The following is a 23,145-nucleotide window of genomic DNA, read 5'->3' as shown; positions in this document are numbered from 1 at the left end:
ACCGTTCCTGTCAGACGTCCGACTACTCGCGATAGACCGGGGCGGCGCCGTGCACCGCGTCGCCGATCTTGTGGATGCGGATGTCGTTGGTCGAGCCGATGATTCCGGGAGGGGATCCCGAGATCACGACGACCTTGTCGCCGACCTTCGCGAGGTCGTTCGAGAGGAAGTAGTCGTCCACCTGGATGAACATGCGGTCGGTGTGGGTCACGTGCTCGACGAGGGTCGACACGACGCCCCACGTGAGCGCCATGCGGCGACGGATCGCCGGCTCGACCGCGAAGGCGACCATCGGGATGCGCGGACGCAGACGCGACATGCGGCGAGCCGTGTCTCCCGACTCGGTGAAGATGCAGAGGTACTTCGCGTCGACGAAGTCGGCGACCTCCATCGCGGCCAGCGTGATCGCGCCGCCCTGCGTGCGGGGCTTCGTCGTCAGCGGGAGGATGCGGTCGAGGCCGTGCTCCTCCGTGGAGTCGACGATGCGGGCCATGGTCTCCACGACGCCGACCGGGTAGGCGCCGACGCTGGTCTCGCCGGAGAGCATGACGGCATCCGCGCCGTCGAGCACGGCATTGGCGACGTCGCTCGTCTCGGCGCGCGTGGGCACCGGGTTCTCGATCATCGATTCGAGCATCTGCGTCGCCACGATGACGGGCTTGGCCATGCGGCGGCACAGCTCGACGGCGCGCTTCTGCACGATCGGCACGGCCTCGAGGGGCAGCTCCACGCCCAGATCGCCGCGGGCGACCATGATGCCGTCGAAGGCGTCGATGATCTCCTCGAGGTTCTCGACCGCCTGCGGCTTCTCGATCTTGGCGATGACGGGGATGTGGCGCCCCTCCTCGGCCATGATGACGCGCACGCGCTGGACGTCCTTCGCGTCGCGCACGAAGGAGAGGGCGATGAGGTCCGCCCCGGTGCGCAGGCCCCAGCGGAGGTCGGCTTCGTCCTTCTCGCTGAGCGCGGGGACGCTGACGGCCACGCCGGGCAGGTTGATGCCCTTGTTGTTCGAGACGGCGCCGGCCACGATGACCTTCGTCGTGACGACCGGACCGTCGACCTCGACGACCTCGACGCGGACCTTGCCGTCGTCGATGAGGAGGAAGTCTCCCGGCTTCACGTCGCCCGGGAGGCCCTTGAACGTCGTGGAGACGATCTCCTTCGTGCCGAGGATGTCGTCGGTGGTGATCTTGAAGATGTCGCCTTCGGCCAGCTGGTGCGGGCCGTTCTCGAACTTGCCGAGGCGGATCTTCGGACCCTGCAGGTCGACGAGGATCGCGACCGGACGACCGGCGTCGTCTGCGGCCTTGCGCACGTTGGCGAAGCGCGCCTCGTGCTCGGAGTAGTCGCCGTGGCTGAGGTTCAAGCGGGCCACGTCGACACCGGCGTCGATGATCGCGCGGATCATCTCGTACGAGCCGGTGGCGGGACCAAGAGTTGCGACGATCTTTGCGCGTCTCATTTGGGGGTGTTGCTCCGATCAGAGTGGGTGTGGAAGCGCTTCCAGCCTACGCGCGCGGGAGACCGATCGCGATGTCGGCCGGACGTACGGGGGCGGGGAGGGACGTCTCGCCCATGAGGAAGGCGTCGACGGATGCCGCCGCTGCCCGACCCTCGGCGATCGCCCAGACGATGAGGGACTGACCGCGCCCCGCGTCGCCGGCGACGAAGACGCCCGGTGAAGAAGTCTGCCAGTCGTCGGCGCGCTCGACATTGCCGCGGCCCGTGAATTCTGCGCCGAGCTGGTCTTCGAGCGTCGTGCGCTCGGGACCGGTGAAGCCCATCGCGATCAGGACGAGGTCGGCGGGGATCTCGCGCTCGGTGCCGCTGCGGGGCACGCGGCGGCCGTCGGGCAGGTACTCCGTCTCGGCGATGCGCAGCGAGCGCACCTCCCCGACGTCGTTGGCGAGGAACTCGACCGTCGAGGCGAGGTACGCGCGCTCTCCACCCTCTTCGTGGGCGGAGGAGACTTCGAACAGCGTCGGCGCGGTCGGCCAGGGCTGGTGATCGGGTCGCTCGCCGGGAGGCTGCTTTCCGATGGCGAGGTTCGTCACGCTGAGGGCGCCCTGACGGTGCGCGGTGCCGATGCAGTCGGCACCGGTGTCGCCGCCGCCGATCACGATGACGTGCTTCCCCTCGGCGGAGATCTGGTGGGGAACCGCATCCCCCGCCGTCGCCTTGTTCGACTCGACCAGGTACTCCATCGCGAAGTGGATGCCCGCGTGGTCTCGACCGGGGATCGGCAGATCCCGTGGGATCGTCGCGCCCGTGGCCACCACGATCGCGTCGTACCGCGTGCGCAGCTCGGACCAGGAGATGTCCTTGCCGATCTCGACGCCGGCGCGGAAGCGCGTGCCCTCGTCCTGCATCTGGCGCAGACGCGACTCGAGGTGGCGCTTCTCCATCTTGAAGTCGGGGATGCCGTAGCGCAGGAGTCCGCCGATGCGGTCGTCGCGCTCGAACACGGCGACCGTGTGACCGGCGCGGGTGAGCTGCTGCGCGGCCGCGAGCCCCGCGGGGCCGGAGCCCACGACGGCCACGGTCTTGCCGGTCAGGCGCGCGGGCGGCTCGGGCTCGACCCACCCGTTGCCGAACGCCTCGTCGATGATCGAGACCTCGATCTGCTTGATCGTGACCGCCGGCTGGTTGATGCCGAGCACGCACGAGCTCTCGCAGGGAGCAGGGCACAGGCGACCGGTGAACTCCGGGAAGTTGTTGGTCGCGTGCAGCCGCTCGATCGCGGCGCGGCCTTCGCCGCGCCACGTGAGGTCGTTCCACTCCGGGATCAGGTTGCCCAGGGGGCATCCCTTGTGGCAGAACGGGATGCCGCAGTCCATGCAGCGTCCGGCCTGGCGACGGAGCACGGCGGAGTCGCCCGGCTCGTAGACCTCTTTCCAGTCCATGATGCGCACGGGAACCGGGCGGCGAGCGGGAAGCTCGCGCTCGGTGACCTTCAGAAAGCCCTTGGGGTCAGCCACCTGTCACCTCCATGATGCGGCTCCAGACGACATCGCCGTCGGGGTCGAGCCCCTCGGCCACGGCATCCTGGCGAGTCCGCAGAACCGCCGCGTAATCGCGGGGCATGACGCGGACGAAATTGTCGAGCTCGGCCTCGAAGTCGTCGAGGAGAGCCTGCGCGAGCGTCGAATCGGTCTCTGCCACGTGCTGCGCGAGCAGGTCGCGCAGGATCTCGGCGTCGCCCGATCCGAGCGCGCCGAGCTCGAGTTCGCCGGAGGCCAGGGCCTCGCGGTTCACGAGCCGCTCGTCGAGCTTGTAGATGTAGGCGGTGCCGCCCGACATCCCGGCGCCGAGGTTCCGACCCGTCGACCCGAGGATGACGGCGAGACCGCCGGTCATGTACTCCAGCGCGTGGTCGCCCACGCCCTCGACGACCGCGGTCGCCCCGGAGTTGCGGACGAAGAACCGCTCCCCCACGACGCCGCGCAGGAACATCGTGCCCTGCGTCGCGCCGTAGCCGATCACGTTGCCGGCGATGACGTTCTTCGACGCGTCGAAGTTCGCGCTGCGCGGCGGACGCACGACGATCTGTCCGCCCGAGAGCCCCTTGCCGACGTAGTCGTTGGAGTCGCCCTCGAGCCGCAGCAGGATGCCGGCGGGCATGAACGCGCCGAACGACTGTCCCGCCGATCCCGTCAGGTTCACCACGATCGAGCCGGACGGCAGGCCGTTCTCACCGTGCGCGAGCGTCACGTGGTGGCCGAGCATCGTTCCGACCGCGCGCGCGGTGTTGCGCACGGGCAGATCGATCTCGATGTGACCGCCGTGGGCGATGACCTCCTGCGCGCGCTCGATGAGCTGCACGTCGAAGTGCTCGTCGAGCTCGTGATCCTGCGCGCGGGCGTTGCGCCGCGGCTCGTCGTCGGCGAAGTCCGGACCCTGCAGGATCGGCGCGAGGTCGAGGCCGGAGGCCTTCCAGTGCCAGACCGCGCTCTGCACGTCGAGCAGCTCGGAGCGGCCGATCGCCTCGTCGAGCGTGCGGAATCCGAGCTCGGCGAGGTACTCGCGCACCTCTTCGGCGATGAACTCCATGAAGTTGACGACGAACTCCGGCTTGCCGGAGAAGCGCGAGCGCAGCACCGGGTTCTGCGTCGCGACACCGACGGGACACGTGTCGAGGTGGCAGACGCGCATCATGATGCAGCCCTCCACCACGAGCGCCGTGGTCGCGAAGCCGAACTCCTCGGCTCCGAGCAGAGCGGCGACGATGACGTCGCGTCCCGTCTTGAGCTGGCCGTCGGCCTGCACCACGACGCGGTCGCGCATGCCGTTGAGCATGAGCGTCTGCTGCGTCTCGGCCAGGCCGAGCTCCCACGGCGTTCCCGCGTGCTTGAGCGAGTTCAGCGGGCTCGCGCCCGTTCCGCCGTCGTAGCCCGACACGAGGATCACGTCGGCGAGGGCCTTCGCGGTGCCGGCGGCGACCGCGCCGATTCCCGACTGGCTGACGAGCTTGACGTGGATGCGCGCCTTCGGGTTGGCGCGCTTGAGGTCGAAGATCAGCTGCTTGAGGTCTTCGATCGAGTAGATGTCGTGATGAGGCGGGGGCGAGATGAGTCCGACGCCCGCGGTGCCGCCGCGCGTGCGCGCGATCCACGGGTACACCTTGCCCGGCGGCAGCTGCCCGCCCTCGCCGGGCTTGGCGCCCTGCGCGAGCTTGATCTGGATGTCGTCGGCGTGCGTGAGGTACATGCTCGTGACGCCGAATCGGCCGGAGGCGACCTGCTTGATCGCGCTGCGCCGCTCGGGGTCGAGGAGCCGGTCGAGGTCTTCGCCGCCCTCGCCCGTGTTCGACTTCGCGCCGATGCTGTTCATCGCGATGGCGAGCGTCTCGTGCGCCTCCTTCGAGATCGAGCCGTAGCTCATCGCACCGGTGGAGAAGCGCTTCACGATCGACGAGACCGACTCGACCTCGTCGAGCGGCACCGGAGGCCGCTCGCCGGTCTTGAGGCGGAACATGCCGCGGAGGGTCTTGAGCTCGGCCGCCTGGTCGTCGATGAGCTTCGTGTACTCGCGGAAGATGTCGTACCGACGCGTGCGCGTGGAGTGCTGCAGCCGGAAGACCGTGTCGGGGTTGAACAGATGCGGGGTGCCGTCGCGCCGCCACTGGTACTCGCCGCCCGTCCACAGGCGCTCGTGGGCGCGCACGGCCCCGTCTTCGGGATACGCGAAGTCGTGCCGCGCCTGGTTCTCCCGCGAGATCTCCTCGATCCCGATGCCGCCGAGCTTGGTCTCGGTGCCCGTGAAGTACGCGTCGACGAGCTCCTGGCTGAGACCGACGGCCTCGAAGGCCTGGGCGCCGGCGTAGGACGACACCGTCGACACACCCATCTTCGACATGATCTTCAGCACGCCCTTGCCGAGCGCGTAGATGACGTTGCGCACGGCCTTCTCGGGGGTGATCCCCGTGATGAAGCCGGTGCGCACGAGGTACTCGACGGTCTCCATCGCGAGGTACGGGTTGACCGCGGAGGCGCCGTACCCGAGGAGCGTCGCGACGTGGTGCACTTCGCGCACGTCGCCGGCTTCGACCACGAGGCCGACTTTCATGCGCGTCTCGCGGCGGATGAGGTGATGGTGCACCGCGGCCACGAGCAGCAGCGACGGGATCGGCACCAGGTCCTTGTTGGAGTCGCGGTCGCTCAGGACGATGAACTCCACGCCGTCCTCGATCGCGGCATCCACCTCGGCGCAGATCTCGTCCAGGCGCGCGCGCATGGCGCCGGACCCCTGATCGAAGTGGTACAGGCCCTTGATGGTGATGGCCGTGCGGTCGGGCAGCGCCCGTTCGATGTGCTGGATCTTCGCGAGCTCGTCGTTGTCGATGACGGGGAAGTCGAGCGTCACGTTCTTGGTGTGCTCGGGCCCCCACGACAGCAGGTTCCGCTCCGGGCCCAGGCCCGAGCGCAGGCTCGTGACGACCTCTTCGCGGATCGAGTCCAGCGGCGGGTTCGTGACCTGCGCGAACTGCTGCGTGAAGTAGTCGAACAGCAGGTGCGGGCGGTCGCTCAGCACCGCGATGGGCGTATCGGAGCCCATGGCGCCGAGCGGCTCGGCACCGGTCTGGCCCATCGGGGTGAGGAGGATGCGGACCTCTTCCTCGGTGTATCCGAACGTGCGCTGCCGGCGCGTGATCGAGGCGATCGGGTGCACGATGTGCTCGCGCTCGGGCAGGTCCTTCAACTGAACGCGACCCTCGTCGAGCCACTGCTGCCACGGGTGCATCGCGGCGAGGTCGGCCTTGATCTCGTCGTCCTCGATGACGCGGCCCTGGGCGGTGTCGACGAGGAACATGCGTCCGGGACGGAGGCGCCCGCGGCGCTTGATGCGTTCGGGCGCGATGTCGAGCACGCCCGTCTCGCTGCCGATCACGATGAGGCCGTCGGTGGTCTCGGTCCAGCGGCCCGGGCGCAGACCATTGCGGTCCAGCGTCGCGCCGACGAGCGTGCCGTCGGTGAAGATGAGGGCGGCGGGGCCGTCCCACGGCTCCATCTGCAGCGAGTGGTAGTCGTAGAACGCCCGCAGGTCGGCGGGCACGTCAACCTGCTTCTCGTACGCCTCGGGCACCATCATGAGCACGGCGTGCGGGAGGCTGCGACCGGTGAGGGTGAGCAGCTCGAGCACCTCGTCGAACGAGGCGGAGTCGCTCGCGCCCTCGGTGCAGATCGGCAGGAGCGGACGGATGTCTCCGAGCAGCTCCGACTCCAGCTGCGACTGACGCGCGCGCATCCAGTTGCGGTTGCCGTTGACCGTGTTGATCTCGCCGTTGTGGGCCAGCATGCGCAGCGGCTGCGCGAGCGGCCACGACGGGAACGTGTTGGTGGAGTACCGCGAGTGAACGACGGCGAGCTCCGACGCGAAGCGCTCGTCGGAGAGGTCGGGGTAGAACGGCTCGAGCTGGAGCGTCGTGACCATGCCCTTGTAGCCGAGCGTGCGGCTCGAGAGCGACACGAAGTACGCGTCGATCTCGTGACGGGCGCGCTTGCGGAGCCGGTACACACGGCGGTCGAGGTCGATGCCCGACAGTGCGGGGGCGTCTCCGACGGCGGGTCGCGAGACGAACAGCTGCTCGAACACGGGCCGTGCCCGGAACGCGAGCTTGCCGAGGTTCTCCTCGGCGGTGGGCACGTCGCGCCAGCCGAGCACCTCGATGCCCTCGCTCGCCGCGATCCGCTCGATGCCGGCCTTCTGCGCCGCGCGCGCGTCGTCGTCGCGCGGCAGGAAGATCATGCCGGCGGCGTACTCGCCGACGGGCGGGAGGTCGAAGTCGACGACGGCGCGGAGGAAGGCATCCGGCATCTGGGTCAGGATGCCCGCACCGTCGCCCGTGCCCGCGTCGGAGCCGATCGCACCGCGGTGCTCGAGATTGCGCAGCGCGGTCAGCGCCAGCTCGATGATGTCATGCCCGGGCTCGCCGCGGAGCGTGGCGACCATCGCCAGACCGCAGGCGTCCTTCTCGAACGCCGGGTTGTACATGCCCTGGCGGGGGGGAAAGGATGCCGAACCGGACTCGCCGGAGCCGTGACGGGGGCTCGAAGGCATTGCTACCGTCCTCACGTTGAAATTCAAGATGGGACGACGTCGGCCCGTGCTGGTCGGGGGGACCCAGCGATTACTTCGTGGCGACAGTGCTTGTGGCGGTGCCTGCGGTGACTTCTTCGCTCGGGTCGCTGAGATCGACGAAGTCGTTCGTGTTCTGCGATTGTACAGCCCCCTCGGGCTTCCATTCGCGGCCCGGCACGTACGGTGACGGCTCGAGGCCGGTGTGGCGCTTCTTCTGCACGATCAGGATGACCAGACCCAGCACGACGCCGATGATGGCGGCCCACACGTTGGTGCGGATGCCGAGGATGATGTCGCTGGGATCGAGGCGGATGGACTCCCACACGATGCGGCCCGCGCTGTACCAGATGAGGTACAGGCCGAACAGGCGTCCCCACTGCAGCAGGAAGCGGCGTCCGGCCCACAGGAGCACAGCCACGCCGAACACGTTCCAGATGACCTCGTAGAGGAACGTGGGGTGGAACAGCGTGCCCTCGGGCAGACCCACGGGCCACGCGGAGTTCGGGTAGTCGATCTCGAGGCCCCACGGGACGTCGGTCGGCAGGCCGAACAGCTCCTGGTTGAACCAGTTGCCGAACCGGCCGATCGCCTGGGCGAGCAGGAGTCCGGGTGCGAGCGCGTCGGCGAAGGCGGTGAAGCGGATGCCGGTCCACCGGCATCCGAGCCAGGCGCCGATCGCGCCGCCGATGAGGGCGCCGTAGATCGCGATGCCGCCCTCCCAGATGAAGAACGCCGACCAGGGGTTCGCGCCCTCGCCGAAGTAGAAGCCCCAGTGGGTGAGCACGTGGTAGATCCGGGCGCCGACGATGGCGAGCGGCACGGCGAGAAGGCAGATGTCGAGCACGACCCACGGCTCGGCGCCGCGACGGGTGAGACGCCGGTTGGTGAGGAGGGCGGCCGCGATGATCCCCGTGATGATGCACAGCGCGTAGATGTGCAGCGTGAAGGGGCCGATCTGGAACGAGCTCACGGGCGGGCTCGGGATGCTGGCGACGACGGTGAGTGCGGCGTTCATCATGAAGACGTGGTCCTTGCTGGGGAGCGCCGACGGATCGCCGACGGGAGAGAGTCTAGTTCGCGGCGAGCGGAGTGCCCGCGGCGAGCGCCCGCGTGGTGGCGGCGAGCCCGTCGAGCCCGCCGTCGCGGAGCGCGCGCACCAGCGCCGTGCCCACGATCGCGCCGTCGGCGTACGCCACGACGCCGCCGATCTGATCGGCCGTCGAGATGCCGATCCCCACGCACGCGTGTGCGCAGCCGTGCTCCCGGAGGCGGGCGACGAGCGTGCGGGCCGCGGCATCCAGCTCCGCCCGCTCCCCCGTGATGCCCATCGTGGAGACGGTGTAGACGAAGCCGGTGGAGTTCTCCACGATGAGGCGCAGCCGCTCGTCGGTGGAGGTCGGTGCGGCGAGGAAGATGCGGTCGAGGCCGGTGCGCTCGCTCGCCGCGATCCAGTCGGCCGCCGACTCCGGCGTGATGTCGGGGGTGATGAGTCCTGCTCCCCCGGCGGCGGCGAGGTCGTCGGCGTAGGCGTCGACGCCGTACTGCAGGACGGGGTTCCAATACGTCATGACGAGCACCGGGATATCCACGCGGGCGGTGATCTCGCGGATCGCCGTGAACACGTCGCGCAGGCGGAATCCGCCCGCCAGCGCCGTCTGCGTGGCCTCCTGGATGACGGTGCCGTCCATCACCGGGTCGGAGTACGGCGGGCCGAGCTCGAGGATGTCGACGCCGTTCTCGGCGAGGGTGACGGCTGCGTCGATGCTCGTCTGCAGGTCGGGGAATCCGAGCGGCAGGTAGCCGACGAACGCGCCGCGCCCTTCGGACCTGGCTGCATCGATGGCGTCGGCGACGCGGCTCACAGCTCGACTCCCTCGCCCTTGGCGGCATCGTCCGCGGGAGGCTCGATCACGGGCTCGGCGCCCGCGTCGTACAGGCTGAAGTAGCGTGCGGCGGTGTCCATGTCCTTATCGCCGCGGCCGCTCAGGCACACGGCGAGGACGGCGTCGGGGCCGAGCTCGCGGCCGATGCGCAGGGCCCCGGCCAAAGCGTGCGCGGACTCGATGGCGGGGATGATGCCCTCGGTCTCGGACAGGAGGCGCAGAGCCTGCATCGCCTCGTCGTCGGTGGCGGGTATGTACTCCGCGCGGCCGATCGACGAGAGCCAGGCGTGCTCGGGTCCGACACCGGGATAGTCGAGACCCGCGGAGATCGAATGAGACTCCACCGTCTGGCCGTCTTCGTCCTGCAGCACGAAGGTCTTGGCGCCGTGCAGCACGCCCGGGCGACCGCGTTCGATCGACGCCGCGTGCCGTGGGGTGTCGACGCCGTCGCCGGCCGCCTCCACGCCGTAGAGCTTCACATCGGCGTCGTCGAGGAAGGCGTCGAACATGCCGATCGCGTTCGATCCGCCGCCGACGCAGGCGAGCACGACATCCGGGAGCCGGCCGAGTTCGTCGAGGAGCTGCTGACGCGCCTCTTCGCCGATGATCTTCTGGAAGTCGCGCACCATGGCGGGGAACGGGTGCGGACCGGCCGCCGTGCCGAAGATGTAGTTCGTGGTCTCGACCGAGGCCACCCAGTCGCGGTACGCGTCGTTGATCGCGTCCTTGAGCGTGCGCGACCCGGTCGTGACGGGGACCACCTCGGCGCCGAGCAGACGCATGCGCGCGACGTTGAGGGCCTGACGCTCGGTGTCGACCTCGCCCATGTAGATCGTGCAGTCGAAGCCGAACAGCGCCGCCGCCGTGGCGGTCGCCACGCCGTGCTGGCCTGCGCCGGTCTCGGCGATCACCCGGGTCTTGCCGAGCCGCTTGGTGAGCAGCGCCTGTCCGAGCACGTTGTTGATCTTGTGCGAGCCCGTGTGGTTGAGGTCTTCGCGCTTGAGGAAGACCCGGGCGCCGCCGGCGTGCGCCGCGAAGCGCGGCACCTCGGTGATCGCCGAGGGACGGCCGGCGTAGGAGTGCAGGAGCCCCGCGAGCTCGGACCGGAACGACGGATCGGCGATCGCCGTCTCGTAGACCTCGGTCAGCTCGTCGATCGCCGCGATGAGCGATTCGGGCATGTAGCGCCCGCCGAAATCGCCGAAGTACGGGCCCTTCTCGTCGCGCAGACTCATGTTCCGGCCTCCAGGAATGCCGCGAGCGTCGCCAGCGGGTCGTTGGTCACGAGTGCTTCGCCCACGAGGACGACGTCGGCACCCGCCGCGCGGTAGTGCGCGACATCGGCGGGGACGAGCACGGCGGACTCGGCGATCTTGATCGCGTCGGCGGGGATGCGCTCCGCGAGTCGTCCGAACAGGTCCTTGTCGAGCTGGAACGTCGACAGGTCGCGCGCGTTGACGCCGACGAGTCTCGCTCCGAGGTCGGCTGCGCGATCGACCTCCTCCGCCGAGTGCGTCTCGACGAGCGGCGTCATCCCCAGCTCGAGGGTGAGGGCGTGAAGGCGTGCGAGCACGTCCTGGTCGAGTGCGGCCACGATCAGCAGCACGAGATCGGCTCCCGCGGCGCGGGCCTCGAGCACCTGGTACTCGGTGGCGATGAAGTCCTTGCGGAGCACGGGGAGCGAGACGGATGCCTTGACGGCCTCGAGGTCTGCGAGGCTCCCCTTGAACCTGCGGCCCTCGGTGAGGACCGAGATCGTCGACGCGCCGCCCTGCTCGTAGAGCCGGGCCTGGAGGGCGGGATCGGGGATGTCGGCCAGGTCGCCGCGCGACGGGCTCGCGCGCTTGACCTCGGCGATGATCTTCACGCGATCGGAGGGGGCGAGCGCCGCGAGGGCGTCGCGCGCAGGCGCATATGCGAGTGCGGCGGCTTCGACGACCGCCAGGGGCCGTTCGGAGGCGCGCGCCTCGGCATCCTCCACCGCGCCGGCCGTGAGGTCGGCGAGCATGCTCAATGCTCTTTCGGGGTGTACTTCGTGCCGCCGACGCCGTAGCCCGCCTTGGACATGCCCCAGCCGACGAGCAGCCCGACGACGAGCAGACCCGCGGAGGCCCACACGAGCACCGGCATGTCGAACCAGAAGAAGAGGGTGCCGAGGGCGAAGGCCACGAGCATGATGATGACGGCCGTCCAAGCGGCCGGCGAGTGTCCGTGGCCGGGGTCGCCGATGGGGTTGCTCATGGATGTCCTCCGGGGTAGCGCGGGTGAGCCCAGTCTAGCGAAGTCAGGCGGTGGGGTCGTCGCCACGCGAGAGGTCGTCCCAGTCGTCGATCGCGTCGTGCGGGCGCGACGGCGCGGCGACGGCGGCGGGTGCGGCATCCGTGCGGTACCGGCGTCCGGTGCCTCGCCACGTATGCGCCGTCGCGAGGGTGAGGGCGCCTGCCCCCAGGAGCACGATCCAGCCGACGAGGGTGATGGCGGGCCACGGTGTCGCCGTGATCCCGGACACGAGGGCGGCCACGGCATCCGCTCCCGTGATGCCGGTGGCCTCGGTGACCGTCGAGCCCACGTGGGACGCCGACGGGGCGAACGCGACCTGCGCCGTCAGCACGGCGAGCACGCCTCCCATCGCGAGCGACAGTGCTCCGAACACGTAGCGCAGCACCCGTCCGACTATCGTGAGCGCGAGACCGAGGGCGAGGGCCGCGAGGCTCAGCGGCGCGAGCACGGGAAGGGCTGCGGCGCCCGCGACGAGGAGTCCTTCCCGGGCGCCGTCGGAGAGCGTCGCGACGAGCCAGGTCTGGGTGGACGAGATGATGCCCACCGCGCCGGCGGCGATCGTCGCGACGACGGCGAGGAGACGTGCGCGCGCCCTCACGTGGCGGACTCCGCGCCGGCGCCGTGATCGACGACGGGGTCGAGGTCATCGGCGTCGAAGCACGTGCGGGTGCCCGTGTGGCACGCGGGGCCGTGCTGCTCGACCTCGAGGAGCACGACGTCGCCGTCGCAGTCGAGCCGGGCGCCGCGCACGTGCTGCGTGTTGCCCGACGTGTCGCCCTTGCGCCAGTACTCCTGGCGCGACCGCGACCAGAACGTCACCCGCCCGGTCGTGAGGGTGCGGCGCAGCGCCTCGGCATCCATCCACGCGAGCATGAGCACCTCGCGCGTGTCCCACTGCTGCACGATCGCCGCGACGAGCCCGCGATCGTCGAAGCTCACGCGCGCGATGCGCTCCTCGACCGACTCGCTCATCGTGTCTCGATCCCGTCGTCCTCGAGGGCGGCCTTCACGTCGCCGACCGTCAGCTGTCCGGAGTGGAAGACGGATGCCGCCAGCACCGCGTCGGCTCCGGCACGGATCGCGGGTGCGAAGTCGGCGGCCGTCCCCGCGCCGCCGGAGGCGATCACGGGCACGCTGGAGATCTCGCGCATGAGTGCGACGAGCTCGAGGTCGAAGCCCTCCTTCGTGCCGTCGGCGTCGATCGAGTTGACCAGGAGCTCTCCCGCGCCGCGTTCGATCGCCTCCGAGGCCCACGCGAGCGCATCGAGGGATGTCTCGGTGCGGCCGCCGTGCGTGGTCACGACGAAGCCCGAGGGCGTCGCGGGCGAGCGCTTCACATCGAGCGAGAGCACCAGCACCTGTGCGCCGAAGCGGTCGGCGATCTCGTCGACCAGCTGCGGGCGCGCGATCGCGGCGGAGTTCACGCCGATCTTGTCGGCGCCGACCGCGAGCAGGCGGGCGACGTCGTCGGTCGTGCGCACTCCCCCGCCGACGGTGAGCGGGATGAACACCTGCTCCGCCGTGCGGCGCACCACGTCGTACGTCGTCGCGCGCTCGTCCACCGTCGCCGTGACGTCGAGGAAGGTGATCTCATCGGCGCCCTGACGGAAGTACTCGCGCGCCAGTTCGACGGGGTCGCCCATGTCGCGGAGGTTCTCGAAGTTCACGCCCTTGACCACGCGGCCGGCCGCGACGTCGAGGCACGGGATGACGCGGCACACCAGCGACATCAGAGCCTCGCGTTGTGGATCGCGGTCACGAGGATCGCGCGTGCGCCGATCGCATACAGCGAATCCATGATCTGGTTCACGCTCGTTCGGGCCACCATGACCCGCACCGCGACCCACTCCGCGTCGCGCAGGGGCGAGATCGTCGGCGACTCGATGCCGGGGGCGAGGGCGACAGCGTCGTCGATCAGGGCCGCGGGCAGGTCGTAGTCGACCAGCACGTAGCGGCGGGCGACCAGCACGCCGCGGAGGCGCCGGAGGAGCGTCTCGGTGCCGTCGGCATCCGTCGGACCGCTGATGAGCACGGCCTCGGACTGGAGGATCGGCGGACCGAACACCTCGAGACCTGCCTGGCGCAGCGTCGTCCCCGTCTCGACGACGTCGGCGACGGCATCCGCCACCCCCAGCCGGACAGCGGACTCGACCGCGCCGTCGAGGGGCACGAGGTCGACGGCGATGCCGCGCTCGTCGAGGAATGCGTCGACGAGACCGGGGTACGACGTCGCGATGCGCTTCCCCTCGAGGTGCGCGAGCTCGGAGAACGTGCCGGTCGGCGCCGCGAAGCGGAACGTCGATCCGGCGAAGCCGAGGGCCTCGATCTCGCGGGCTCCGGGCATCCGTGCGTCCAGCAGCAGGTCGCGACCGGTGATCCCGACGTCGAGGGCGCCCGAGCCGACGTAGGTCGCGATGTCCTTCGGGCGGAGGTAGAAGAACTCGACCTCGTTCTGCGGGTCGATGACGTGCAGGTCCTTCGGGTCGCGGCGACCGGTGTACCCGGCCTCGTGCAGCATCTCGGAGGCGGTTTCGGCGAGCGAGCCCTTGTTCGGCACGGCGATTCGCAGCATGGGGGCGTGGCTTTCGGGATGGGAGCGGATGTCTGGCATGCCCGCGGACGCGGGAGGCTCAGAGATGTCGGTAGACGTCGTCGAGGGTGAGACCCTTCGCGAGCATCAGAACCTGGAGGTGGTACAGCAGCTGCGAGATCTCCTCCGCCGCGGCATCCGTCGACTCGTACTCGGCGGCCATCCACACCTCGGCCGCCTCCTCGACGATCTTCTTGCCGATGGCGTGCACGCCGGCGTCGAGCTCTGCGACGGTGCCCGATCCCTCGGGGCGCTCAGCCGCTTTGGCGGCGAGCTCGGCGAACAGGGCGTCGAACGTCTTCACGTTCCCAGGGTACCGGGCGCGGTGGGGCCTCTGCCCCCGTGTGTCAGTGCGCGAGGGCGCTGAGACCGATCACGAGCAGTCCGAGCATCGCGGTGGCCGAAGCTCCCGCGAGGCGGAGGGGCCAGCGGCGGCCGTTCCGAGCGGAGTTGAGCCACCCGATCACGGCGAGGACCACGACCCCCGTGAGAAGCGCGAGGTCGTAGGCGTCCTCCTCGTCGAAGACCTGGAGAGAGCCCAGCGCCAGGAAGACCAGGGGTGGCAGCATCGCGACCAGCATGCCGGCGGAGTGGCGCGCGGAGTGCCCGATCATCCGTCCCAGGCCCTCCTTGCGGCGCTCGGGATCGCCGCCCGCGGCCACCACTCCGGCGTAGACGTGGGCGAACCAGAACACGAGCATCGTGCCGGCGACGTAGAGCAGCACCTCGAAGTCGGTGTCGTAGTGCTCGCCGATCGACACGAGCGCGGTCACCAGCACGACGCCGTAGATGCCGTGCTCGCCCGTGTACGCGCTCAGGACGCGGCGGGCATGGTGCCGGGCCGTCGCACGGACGCCGGTGGGCGGGGCGGGATCTTCAGCGGGCTCGCTCATGTGCGCCTCTCAGTGTCGGTGGACGGATGCCGCGGCGGCTGCTCGGAGTCCGGCGATCGCGGCGTCGGGGTCGCCGGCGCCGAAGACGGCCGACCCGGCGACGAACGTGTCGGCTCCCGCCTCCGCCGCCTGCTCGATCGTGGACGCGGAGATGCCTCCGTCGACCTGCAGCCACACCGACGATCCGCGGCGCCTCGCCTCGTCGGCCAGGAGGCGCAGCTTCGGCATGGTCTCGGGCATGAAGGACTGCCCGCCGAACCCGGGCTCCACGGTCATGACGAGGATCTGGTCGACCTCGTCGAGGATGTCGAACAAGACGTCCGCGGGCGTGGCCGGCTTGACGGCGATCCCCGCACGGGAGCCGATCTCGCGCAGCCGCCGGGCGAGGCCCACGGGGTCCGCCGCAGCCTCGAGATGGAACGTGACGGATGCCGCGCCCAGCTCCGCGTACTCGGGGGCCCACCGCTCGGGGTCGGTGATCATGAGGTGCACATCGAGCGGGATCGGACTCGTCGCCTGGATGCGACCCACCATCTGCGGGCCGAACGTCAGGTTGGGCACGAAGTGGTTGTCCATCACATCGACGTGCACGAAGTCGGCGGTCGCGATGCGGGCCAGCTCGGCCTGCATGTTCACGAAATCGGCCGCCAGGATGCTCGGATTGATGCGGATGCCGCTCACGTCTGCCACGGAACTCATCATGTCAGGGATGCGCGGACGGCTCTCGGATCGTCGGGGCCGTTAGGGTCGAGCCGTGGACCCCATCCTCGAGATGCTCGACGACGTGCTCGCCGATGTCGCCCCCCTCACCGACGGCGCGATCGCCGACTACATCCCCGAGCTCGCCTCCGCCGATCCCGACCAGCTCGCCTTCGCGGTCGTGGGTCCGCGCGGGCGCGTCATCTCCACCGGCGATGATCGGGCGGAGTTCACGATCCAGTCGATCTCCAAGCCCTTCGTCCTCGCGCTCGCCCTCCGTGAGCGCGGTCGCGAGACGGTGCTGCGCACCGTCGGGGTCGAGCCGAGCGGCGAGCCCTTCAACGCGATCAGCCTCGAGGACGTCACCGGACGCCCGGCCAACCCGCTCGTGAACGCCGGGGCGATCGCCACGACGTCGCTCATCGAGGGTGACACCGAGGAGCGCACCGGCGCCATCGTCGACATCCTGAGCGCCTTCGCGGGTCGGTCGCTGTGGATCGACGAGTCCGTCTACCGCTCCGAATCCGAGACCGGGCACCGCAACCGCGCCCTGGGGCACCTTCTGCGCTCGTACGACATCATCGATGGCGTCGTGGACGACATCGTCGAGGCGTACTTCCGGCAGTGCTCCGTCCTGGTGACGGTGCGCGACCTCGCCGTCATGGCCGGCACGCTCGCGTTCGGCGGGGTCAACCCGGTCACGGGGCATCGCGTCGTCTCGGAGCGCATCGCCCGCGACGTCGTGTCGATCATGGCCAGCTGCGGCATGTACGACTCCTCCGGGGAGTGGCTGCTCCGCGTCGGCCTGCCCGCCAAGAGCGGCGTGAGCGGCGGCCTCGTCGCGGTGGCCCCGTCGCAGTTCGGCGTCGGGGCGTTCAGCCCCCGCCTCGACGACCACGGCAACAGCGTGCGGGCGGCGGCCGTCGTGGAGCGCCTGTCGGAGGACTTCGGGATGCACCTGCTCGAGATCCACGAGACGATCTCCGAGCCCGCGATCTCGGTCGAGCGCGTCGACGGCGGAGTGACCGTGCGGCTGGGCGGCGAGCTCGGCTTCGCCGGTGCGGAGCGCGTGCTCAGCGTGCTGAAGGATGCCGTGCGCGCCGATGTGCACGTCACTGTGGACGCCCGCGACGTCGCCCGACTCCACCCCGCGGCGGCATCCCTGCTGCGCGCGCGACTCGACGTCGATCCGGGGTCGCTGACGTTCCTGGAGTGACGCGGTCGCTCCCCCTCGGCCGACCGTGAGGACCGACCGCGATCGGCTCAGCGCCGGCGCAGCAGGGTGATCGACATCGCGTCGGTGTTGTGCCGGTGGGGCCACAGCTGCGCGCGTCCTGATCCGTCCAGCGGCTCCGGAAGCTCGAGCGACGGGCCTGCGACGCCCTGGAGCACGGCGCGCGCGTCGAGCTCCTCGAGGGCGTCGCCGAACTCGCGGCGCACCTCGGACACCACGCCCGCGGTCTCGGCCAGGTGCGGCGAGCACGTCACGTAGGCCACGATCCCCCCGGGCTTGAGGGCGATCACCGCGGCCTCCAGGAGCTCGCGCTGCAGCTCGGACAGCTCGGGCACGTCGCCCGGCGACTTGCGCCACCGCGCTTCGGGCCGGCGGCGCAGGGCGCCGAGGCCGGTGCAGGGCGCGTCGACCAGGATGCGGTCGTAGGTGCCGGGGTTCTCGGATGCCCGGAGTCGGCCGTCCTCCTCCGACACCTCGACGTCGAGGGGCACCCCCGCGATCGCGTTGCGCACCAGTCCGGCGCGGGCGGGTGAGATCTCGTTGGCATCGAGCACGGCGCCGCCGTGCAGGGCCTCGGCGGCCAGGAGAGCGGTCTTGCCGCCCGGCCCCGCGCACAGGTCGAGCCAGCGCTCGCCGTCGCGCACCGGCTCGGCGCGGGTCAGCGCGAGGGCCGCGAGCTGCGATCCTTCGTCCTGCACCCGGATGCGTCCGTCGGAGGCTGTGACCGTGGCCTCGGGATCGCCCTTGGGGAAGCGGAATCCGTACGGAGAGTATGGCGTGTGCCGCACGTCCTCCGGGATGTCGGCGAGTCCGGGAAGCGCGACCATCGTGACCTTCGGCGACGCGTTGTCGGCGGCGAGGAGGGCTTCGAGCTCGTCGGCGCGTCCTTCTGCTGCGAGCGCCCGCCGGAACGCGCGCACGACCCACACCGGGTGCGAGTAGACCAGGCCGAGTCGTTCGTCGTCGGAGCGCGCCCCGGCTTCGATGCGACCGAGCCAGTCCCCCGGCGTGTCGCGCGAGATCCTGCGCAGCACGGCGTTGACGAATCCGGCGGCGCTGCGCCCGGCGCCGTCGCGGGCGAGCTCCACCGACTCGTTGACGGCCGCATGCGAGGCGACGCGCGTGGAGAGGAGCTGGTGCACGCCGAGTCGGAGGGCGTCGAGCGCGGGAGGATCGATGTCGCGCACGTCGCGGTCGGCGGCGATGCCGATGACGGCGTCGTAGGTGCCCTGGCGGCGGAGCGTGCCGTAGGTGAGCTCGGTCGCGAGACCGGCATCCGCCGTCGTGAGTCCCGCGCGCTCGATCGCCCGCGGCAGCAGCAGGTTCGCGTAGGCGTCGGACTCGTGGACGGCCCGGATGACCTCGTACGCGACGCGGCGCGGAGCGGCGGCCCTCATCGGCCGAGCTCCGGGCGGTCGGTGCGCAGTCCTCGCCACCAGTCCCCCGCCGCCATCGCGCCCTTGCCGGCGGGCTGGACGGTGACGAGTTCGACGGGATCGGTCGCGGTGCCGGCGAGGACCGCCTTGTCGTGCACCGCGAGGACGCCGGGCGCGAGTCGCGGGGCGTCGATGGGTGCCGCGCCCGCCGCGATCACCTTGAGCCGTGTGCCGTCGATCGTCGTGTGCGCACCGGGCTCGGGCGTCACGCCGCGGAGCCGGGAGAGCAGCGCATCGCGCGGGTCATCCCAGCGGAGCAGTCCGTCGTCGAGGGTGAGCTTCGGGGCGAGGGTCACCTCCCCCGCCTGGGGCACGGCGCGCGCGGTGCCCTCGGCGATCCCGTCGACGACGCGAGCCAGCAGATCGGCGCCGTCGTCGGCGAGCGTCGCGAGGAGATCGCCCGCCGTTTCGCCGGCGCGGATCAGGTGGCGGATCTCCTCGAACACGTCGCCCGCGTCGAGCTCGGCCACGAGCTGGAACACCGCTGCTCCGGTCTCGGCATCGCCCGCCATGAGAGCCCGCTGCACGGGAGCAGCGCCACGCCACCGGGGCAGCAGGGAGAAGTGCAGATTGATCCATCCGTGGAGGGGTGTCGACAGCAGAGGCTCGCGCACCAGCCCCCCGTACGCGACGATGACCCCGAGATCGGGCTTCAGCGCCGCGATGCGCTGCGTGGCCTCGGTCGCGAGGCGGTCGGCCTTGATCGTGGGGAGGCCCAGCTCGGCTGCAGCCTGCGCGATGGGCGACGGCGTGAGCCGGCGCTTGCGCCCGAGCGGAGCGTCGCCGCGCGTCACGACGGCGGCGATCTCATGGGCGGATGCCGCGAGGCGCCGCAGCGACGGCACGGCGGCCTCCGGCGTCCCGGCGAAGACGATGCGCATGGTGCTCCTCAGTGCGTGGGCGTCGGTCGGGAAGGGAGTCAGAGATCGAGGTCGGGGACGTCGACCCGCACTCTGAGTGTATTGCGCGGCCCCGGAGTCCTCCCCTTGACCGCTCTGCGCGACCGCAGCGCTTCGGCGACCACGGAGGCACGCAGCGAAGCCGTCACGGCCGCCCCGTGCGCATACTCGAACCGCACGAACGCGCGCACGCCGTCTTCGGTCGGAAGCGGACCCAGCACGGCCGCGGGGTCGAGCGTCGGAACCGCCACGCGCACCTCGTCCAGCGCGTTCGACACGGCGCCGTGCGTTCCGTTGAGGGCGGCGACGCGGACGGTGGGCGGCATCCGCAGCGGCGCGCGCTCTGCGAGCTCGAGGCGGGCGTAGGCGGGCTGCGTCCAGGTGGCCAGCGCCCGGGCCACCGGCCCTGCGACGCCGACCAGGTGGACGGGCGCCCCCGGCGCCGCCAAGGCCGCGGCATTGGACCACCAGCGCAGGCACGACTCCGCGATGCGCAGATCGTCGGCCTGCAGCATCCGATCGCCGTCGAGGAGAACGATCGCGCGGTACCCGCCCTCCGCGATGGGCTCCGCACCCCGCGTCGCGACGACGAGGGCCGGGCGGGCATCGACGCGCAGCACGGGATGCTCGCCGTCGGCGACGATCACACGCGTGTCGGCGAACGCGCGTCCGAGCTCGTCGGCCGTGCGCTCGCTGCCCGATGAAGACATCCGCAGCTTGGTGGATTCGCAGTGCGGACACGTCCACCCCGCGGCGGCGCGACCGCACCAGGCGCACTCCGGCACCGCACCGGGCCGCTTCGCGCGCAGCGGACCTGCGCAGTGCGCGCAGCGGGCCGGTCGACGGCAGTCGGCGCAGACGAGCGCAGGGGCGTACCCGGGGCGCGACACCTGCACCAGCACCGGACCGTCGCGCAGGGCGTCGCGGGCGGCCGCGAACGCCGCCGACGGCACGCGCGCACCACGCGACTCGCCCTCGCGCGTCGCGCTCAGGATGACCCGGGGCGAAGAGCGGCGGCGGGCCGGGGCATCCGCCACCCAGCCGATCGACACGAGCCGCTCGACATCGGTCGTGCGGGTGTGGCCGGCGAACAGCAGCGCGCTGCCCTCGAGCTCCTGCCGGATGAGCGCCGCGTCGCGGGCGTGCACGCCGGGGCTGAGCTGCTCCGCCAGGAGCGGGTCGCCGTCGTCCCACAGGGCGACGAGCCCCACGTCGTGGGCGGGCGCGTAGACGGCCGACCGGTTGCCGATGACGACGCACGGCACCGGTGCGAGCACCCGCAGGTAGGCGGCGTAGCGAGCGGGCGACGGCTGCCGGGCGTCGTCGCGCACGACCGCGCCGTCCGGAAGGTGGTCGGCGAGGGCCGCCGCGAGCTGGTCCTGATCGCGGTGGTCGGGCACGACGACGATGACGCTGCGACCGTTCGCCAGCGTGCGCACGGCAGCGGCCGCGAGCAGCTCCGCCCAGGCGCCGACCGTCGTGCCGTCCTTCAGCCGCGACGGATGCGGTGGCGCGTCGACGGCGACCCTGCCGCCGTCGGCGAGGGCGCCGCTGAGCCCGTCGAACATGTCGAGTGCGGCATCCGCCCATGCGCTCTCGCTCGGCGCGACGATCGGTGGCGCGGGCTCGCCCGCGAGGAGGGCCGCCTTCTCGGCGCGCACCATGCGCTTCGGGATCGCCAGGCGCAGGATGTCGGATGCCGACCCCGCCGCCCGATCCGCGGCCCGCCGGGCGAGCGCGTACAGCCGCTCGGGCAGCACGGCGACCGGCGACACGATCGCGTCGAGCTCGGACAGGGGGCGGGGCGTGGGCTCGGCCTCGCCGAGCTCGACGAGGTACCCGTCGACGACGCGGCCCGCCGAGCGCAGGGGAACGCGCACGCGCACCCCCGGCCGGACGTCGGCGTCGAGCTCGGACGGGATGGCGTAGTCGAACAGCCGATCGAGCTGCGGCAGCGGCGAGTCGATCAGCACCCGCGCGACGGGACGCGTCGTCACGACGCCGTGTCCGTCACGCTCAGATGCCGGCGGCCGCGCGCAGGTCGTCGACGCGGTCGGTGCGCTCCCACGTGAAATCGGGCAGTTCGCGCCCGAAGTGCCCGTACGCGGCGGTCTGGGCGTAGATCGGGCGCAGCAGGTCGAGCTGGTCGATGATCGCCTTCGGACGCAGGTCGAACACGTCGCGGATCGCCTTCACGATGACCTCGTCGGCCACCGCGCCCGTGCCGAAGGTCTCGACGTAGAGCCCGACGGGCTTGGCCTTGCCGATCGCATAGGCGATCTGCACCTCGAGGCGCTCCGCGAGGCCCGCGGCGACCGCGTTCTTGGCGACCCAGCGCATGGCGTACGCGGCCGAGCGGTCGACCTTCGACGGGTCTTTTCCGCTGAACGCACCGCCACCGTGGCGCGACGCTCCGCCGTAGGTGTCGATGATGATCTTGCGGCCGGTGAGTCCGGCATCGCCCTTGGGGCCGCCGATGACGAAGGGGCCCGCGGGGTTGATGTAGAACTTGACGTCGGACAGATCGAGCCCGGTCGACTCGAGCACCGGGTCGATGACCTCGGCGCGCACGGCGGCCCGCAGCGCCTTCTGCGAGATGTCGGGGTGGTGCTGGGTCGACAGCACGACCGAGTCGACGGCGCGCGGCGTGTTGCCGTCGTAGCCGAGCGTCACCTGGGTCTTGCCGTCGGGGCGCAGGAACGGCAGCTCGCCCGATCGGCGCACGGCGGCGAGGCGTTCGGCCATGCGATGCGCCGTCCAGGCGGCCATCGGCATGAGCTGCGGCGTCTCGGTCGTGGCGTAGCCGAACATGATGCCCTGATCGCCGGCGCCCTGGAGATCGCGAGGATCCTCCGAGCCGCCCTCGCGGCGCTCGAACGCCTTGTCGACGCCGGCGGCGATGTCGGAGGACTGGGCTCCGATCGACACGCTCACACCGCACGAATCCCCGTCGAAGCCGGTGTCGCTCGAGGTGTACCCGATGCGGTTGACGACCTTGCGGACGATGGCGGGGATCTCGACGTAGGCGCTCGTGGAAACCTCGCCCGCGACGTGCACGAGGCCGGTCGTCACGAGGGTCTCGACGGCGACGCGCCCGTGCGGGTCGTCGGTGAGGATCGCGTCGAGGATCGAGTCGGAGATCTGGTCGCAGATCTTGTCGGGATGGCCTTCCGTGACGGACTCCGACGTGAACAGGCGCAGGTCGCTCATGGTGCTCCAGGGGTGAGATCGGGTGCGGGAAGCCGACGATCCAGTATGACGACGACGGCCGACACCGCAGCCGTGCGACGCCTCGTGGCGTCACACCGGCGCGTGCCGGCCGTCGGGTGGGACTTACTCCGCGTGACGCAGGCGGAGCTTGTCCTCGTGGATCTCGTGCATCGCGATCGTGAGGGGCTTGTCCTCGACGGTCGAGTCGACCAGCGGTCCCACGTTGTCGAAGAGGTTGCCCTCGTGCAGGTCGGAGTAGTAGTCGTTGATCTGACGCGCGCGCTTGGATGCGTAGATCACGAGCTGGTACTTCGAGTCGACCTTGTCGAGCAGCTGGTCGATGGGCGGGTCGATGATGCCCTGGTTCGTTCCGGCCATGGGGTACCTCCAGATCGGCGGAATGGGTGCCTCGTCGAGGCGGAAGAATCGGCGCGGCGCTG

21 protein-coding genes are annotated in these 23,145 nt (G+C 70.8%); 1 reads left to right on the top strand and 20 read right to left on the bottom strand.

Annotated features, from left to right (window positions below):
- Positions 1–22: 22 nt before the first annotated feature.
- The 15 genes from pyk to rpe all read right to left on the bottom strand — a co-directional run bounded on the left by pyk (position 23) and on the right by rpe (position 15,926).
- The gene (gene pyk / locus B0B14_RS07285) at positions 23–1,465 is read right to left on the bottom strand and encodes a pyruvate kinase (RefSeq protein ID WP_076680766.1); all 1,443 of its coding nucleotides are present in this window, start codon (positions 1,463–1,465) and stop codon (positions 23–25) included.
- A gap of 46 nt (positions 1,466–1,511) precedes the next feature.
- Positions 1,512–2,981 carry a glutamate synthase subunit beta gene (locus B0B14_RS07280; protein ID WP_076680765.1) on the bottom strand — a complete coding sequence of 490 codons (1,470 nt, stop codon included), beginning with the start codon at positions 2,979–2,981 and terminating at the stop codon, positions 1,512–1,514.
- Positions 2,974–7,560, bottom strand: a complete 4,587-nt coding sequence (gene gltB / locus B0B14_RS07275) for a glutamate synthase large subunit (protein WP_076680764.1) — start codon at positions 7,558–7,560, stop codon at positions 2,974–2,976. Before gltB ends, B0B14_RS07280 begins: the two co-directional genes overlap by 8 nt.
- Positions 7,561–7,630: 70 nt before the next feature.
- Entirely contained in the window at positions 7,631–8,599 is a 969-nt protein-coding gene (gene lgt, locus B0B14_RS07270) for a prolipoprotein diacylglyceryl transferase (RefSeq protein ID WP_076680763.1), read from the bottom strand.
- Between the two features lie 52 nt (positions 8,600–8,651).
- Positions 8,652–9,443 (bottom strand): tryptophan synthase subunit alpha, encoded by a 792-nt coding sequence (gene trpA, locus B0B14_RS07265; protein ID WP_076680762.1) that lies wholly within the window; start codon positions 9,441–9,443, stop codon positions 8,652–8,654.
- A complete protein-coding gene (trpB, locus tag B0B14_RS07260; protein ID WP_076680761.1) occupies positions 9,440–10,699 on the bottom strand; it encodes a tryptophan synthase subunit beta in 1,260 nt (419 codons plus the stop codon). The genes trpA and trpB overlap by 4 nt, the downstream gene beginning before the upstream one ends.
- Positions 10,696–11,472: an indole-3-glycerol phosphate synthase TrpC gene (gene trpC, locus B0B14_RS07255; protein ID WP_076680760.1), complete on the bottom strand. Its 777-nt coding sequence runs from the start codon at positions 11,470–11,472 to the stop codon at positions 10,696–10,698. The genes trpB and trpC overlap by 4 nt, the downstream gene beginning before the upstream one ends.
- Before the next feature lie 2 nt (positions 11,473–11,474).
- A complete protein-coding gene (locus tag B0B14_RS07250; protein WP_076680759.1) occupies positions 11,475–11,705 on the bottom strand; it encodes a DUF6704 family protein in 231 nt (76 codons plus the stop codon).
- Between the two features lie 43 nt (positions 11,706–11,748).
- Positions 11,749–12,342: a Trp biosynthesis-associated membrane protein gene (locus B0B14_RS07245; RefSeq protein WP_076680758.1), complete on the bottom strand. Its 594-nt coding sequence runs from the start codon at positions 12,340–12,342 to the stop codon at positions 11,749–11,751.
- Complete coding sequence (gene hisI / locus B0B14_RS07240) at positions 12,339–12,716, bottom strand: phosphoribosyl-AMP cyclohydrolase (RefSeq protein WP_076680757.1); 378 nt, start codon at positions 12,714–12,716, stop codon at positions 12,339–12,341. The genes B0B14_RS07245 and hisI overlap by 4 nt, the downstream gene beginning before the upstream one ends.
- Positions 12,713–13,474 (bottom strand): imidazole glycerol phosphate synthase subunit HisF, encoded by a 762-nt coding sequence (gene hisF / locus B0B14_RS07235; RefSeq protein ID WP_076680756.1) that lies wholly within the window; start codon positions 13,472–13,474, stop codon positions 12,713–12,715. The genes hisI and hisF overlap by 4 nt, the downstream gene beginning before the upstream one ends.
- Entirely contained in the window at positions 13,474–14,316 is an 843-nt protein-coding gene (gene hisG, locus B0B14_RS07230) for an ATP phosphoribosyltransferase (protein ID WP_076680755.1), read from the bottom strand. Before hisG ends, hisF begins: the two co-directional genes overlap by 1 nt.
- A gap of 58 nt (positions 14,317–14,374) precedes the next feature.
- Positions 14,375–14,638 carry a phosphoribosyl-ATP diphosphatase gene (locus B0B14_RS07225; RefSeq protein ID WP_076680754.1) on the bottom strand — a complete coding sequence of 88 codons (264 nt, stop codon included), beginning with the start codon at positions 14,636–14,638 and terminating at the stop codon, positions 14,375–14,377.
- Positions 14,639–14,681: 43 nt separating this feature from the next.
- Positions 14,682–15,227 (bottom strand): hypothetical protein, encoded by a 546-nt coding sequence (locus B0B14_RS07220; RefSeq protein WP_076680753.1) that lies wholly within the window; start codon positions 15,225–15,227, stop codon positions 14,682–14,684.
- A 9-nt stretch (positions 15,228–15,236) separates the two neighbouring features.
- Positions 15,237–15,926 (bottom strand): ribulose-phosphate 3-epimerase, encoded by a 690-nt coding sequence (rpe, locus tag B0B14_RS07215; RefSeq protein WP_076681325.1) that lies wholly within the window; start codon positions 15,924–15,926, stop codon positions 15,237–15,239.
- A 55-nt stretch (positions 15,927–15,981) separates the two neighbouring features.
- Between rpe and glsA the strand changes: the two genes are divergently transcribed.
- Entirely contained in the window at positions 15,982–17,142 is a 1,161-nt protein-coding gene (glsA, locus tag B0B14_RS07210) for a glutaminase A (protein WP_076680752.1), read from the top strand.
- A 47-nt stretch (positions 17,143–17,189) separates the two neighbouring features.
- On the opposite strand, the gene B0B14_RS07205 is transcribed toward glsA, so the two are convergent.
- From B0B14_RS07205 to rpoZ, 5 genes are all read right to left on the bottom strand, one after another.
- A complete protein-coding gene (locus tag B0B14_RS07205; RefSeq protein WP_076680751.1) occupies positions 17,190–18,557 on the bottom strand; it encodes an RsmB/NOP family class I SAM-dependent RNA methyltransferase in 1,368 nt (455 codons plus the stop codon).
- On the bottom strand, positions 18,554–19,477 hold the full coding sequence (fmt, locus tag B0B14_RS07200) for a methionyl-tRNA formyltransferase (protein WP_076680750.1): 924 nt from the start codon (positions 19,475–19,477) through the stop codon (positions 18,554–18,556). The genes B0B14_RS07205 and fmt overlap by 4 nt, the downstream gene beginning before the upstream one ends.
- A 38-nt stretch (positions 19,478–19,515) precedes the next feature.
- Positions 19,516–21,492: a primosomal protein N' family DNA-binding protein gene (locus B0B14_RS07195; protein ID WP_076680749.1), complete on the bottom strand. Its 1,977-nt coding sequence runs from the start codon at positions 21,490–21,492 to the stop codon at positions 19,516–19,518.
- Positions 21,493–21,511: 19 nt separating this feature from the next.
- A complete protein-coding gene (gene metK, locus B0B14_RS07190) occupies positions 21,512–22,705 on the bottom strand; it encodes a methionine adenosyltransferase (RefSeq protein ID WP_076680748.1) in 1,194 nt (397 codons plus the stop codon).
- Between the two features lie 123 nt (positions 22,706–22,828).
- On the bottom strand, positions 22,829–23,083 hold the full coding sequence (rpoZ, locus tag B0B14_RS07185; RefSeq protein ID WP_076680747.1) for a DNA-directed RNA polymerase subunit omega: 255 nt from the start codon (positions 23,081–23,083) through the stop codon (positions 22,829–22,831).
- Between the last annotated feature and the right edge of the window lie 62 nt (positions 23,084–23,145).

The organism is Microbacterium sp. RU33B (assembly GCF_900155915.1).
Classification (GTDB): Bacteria; Actinomycetota; Actinomycetes; order Actinomycetales; family Microbacteriaceae; genus Microbacterium.
The sequence above is the reverse complement of the archived record's forward strand: the minus strand, read 5'-3'. Positions and strand labels throughout refer to the sequence as shown.

Excerpts from the sequence above, each read along its gene's own strand:
- pyk (WP_076680766.1), bottom strand. The coding sequence starts at position 1,465 with ATGAGACGCGCAAAGATCGTCGCAACTCTTGGTCCCGCCACCGGCTCG.
- gltB (WP_076680764.1), bottom strand. The coding sequence starts at position 7,560 with ATGCCTTCGAGCCCCCGTCACGGCTCCGGCGAGTCCGGTTCGGCATCC.
- lgt (WP_076680763.1), bottom strand. The coding sequence starts at position 8,599 with ATGATGAACGCCGCACTCACCGTCGTCGCCAGCATCCCGAGCCCGCCC.
- trpB (WP_076680761.1), bottom strand. The coding sequence starts at position 10,699 with ATGAGTCTGCGCGACGAGAAGGGCCCGTACTTCGGCGATTTCGGCGGG.
- trpC (WP_076680760.1), bottom strand. The coding sequence starts at position 11,472 with ATGCTCGCCGACCTCACGGCCGGCGCGGTGGAGGATGCCGAGGCGCGC.
- B0B14_RS07250 (WP_076680759.1), bottom strand. The coding sequence starts at position 11,705 with ATGAGCAACCCCATCGGCGACCCCGGCCACGGACACTCGCCGGCCGCT.
- hisI (WP_076680757.1), bottom strand. The coding sequence starts at position 12,716 with ATGAGCGAGTCGGTCGAGGAGCGCATCGCGCGCGTGAGCTTCGACGAT.
- hisF (WP_076680756.1), bottom strand. The coding sequence starts at position 13,474 with ATGTCGCTGGTGTGCCGCGTCATCCCGTGCCTCGACGTCGCGGCCGGC.
- hisG (WP_076680755.1), bottom strand. The coding sequence starts at position 14,316 with ATGCTGCGAATCGCCGTGCCGAACAAGGGCTCGCTCGCCGAAACCGCC.
- B0B14_RS07220 (WP_076680753.1), bottom strand. The coding sequence starts at position 15,227 with ATGAGCGAGCCCGCTGAAGATCCCGCCCCGCCCACCGGCGTCCGTGCG.
- rpe (WP_076681325.1), bottom strand. The coding sequence starts at position 15,926 with ATGAGTTCCGTGGCAGACGTGAGCGGCATCCGCATCAATCCGAGCATC.
- B0B14_RS07205 (WP_076680751.1), bottom strand. The coding sequence starts at position 18,557 with ATGAGGGCCGCCGCTCCGCGCCGCGTCGCGTACGAGGTCATCCGGGCC.
- fmt (WP_076680750.1), bottom strand. The coding sequence starts at position 19,477 with ATGCGCATCGTCTTCGCCGGGACGCCGGAGGCCGCCGTGCCGTCGCTG.
- metK (WP_076680748.1), bottom strand. The coding sequence starts at position 22,705 with ATGAGCGACCTGCGCCTGTTCACGTCGGAGTCCGTCACGGAAGGCCAT.
- rpoZ (WP_076680747.1), bottom strand. The coding sequence starts at position 23,083 with ATGGCCGGAACGAACCAGGGCATCATCGACCCGCCCATCGACCAGCTG.